Below are 656 nucleotides of genomic sequence, written 5' to 3' on the forward strand. Positions count from 1 at the left end.
CTTGCCGCTGCTGGCTTTGCCTGCCTGCATAAGCACCTAGGAGACGAAGCCGTAGCCCCGGTTCTTCACGGCGCTGGGGCGGGTGCGGAAATCGTCGTCGCGGCGGTCGGTCATGGCCGCGTTCCTTGCAAGCTCTGGCGTGTCCGGTCGTGCGAAGCACGCAGGCATGCCCGCATCGGCGCGGGCTTCGCGCCACAAGCGGCACGGCGGCGAAGCCGCTCCGTGCCGCGCAATCCCCATGTGCAGACTGGCTTTCGACGCGGCCCGGTGCCGCGTACTTTTGTCTTGCCTTCCGCCTTTGCCCTTCGCTGGCGCTCCGGGCAGCGGCGGCCCGGCGGCGCTGCTGCGCGAGCAGCCAGCGCGCCGGCGAACGCGGCGACGGCCATAGGCCGGGCGCGTTCGAGGCAAGACGCCTGCACGTTGGACGGCTGCGCCGGAGGCAGCGCGAAGTGCGGTGCGAATGCACCCGCACTGCACGCGCGACGACACGGCGACGGCCAGCAGAACGACACGCCCGATGGCACGATGAGATGCACGGCAACGTGCAGCGAATCGACGGCCATCATGGGCGGGATTCCAGCCAGACCGGATGCCCGATGCCGATCACGGCGGATGCGCTGACCGGCCCGAAATACCGGCTGTCGAACGACGCCGGG

At 70.1% G+C, this 656-nt stretch carries 1 pseudogene; it reads right to left on the reverse strand.

Features of this window, described 5'->3' with window-relative positions:
* Positions 1–562: 562 nt before the first annotated feature.
* Positions 563–656 (reverse strand): annotated as a pseudogene (locus tag KVS69_RS18560) (S26 family signal peptidase); the annotation flags it as partial.

Origin of the sequence: Stenotrophomonas sp. GbtcB23 (assembly GCF_019091045.1) — a bacterium.
Lineage (GTDB): Bacteria > Pseudomonadota > Gammaproteobacteria > Xanthomonadales > Xanthomonadaceae > Stenotrophomonas > Stenotrophomonas rhizophila_A.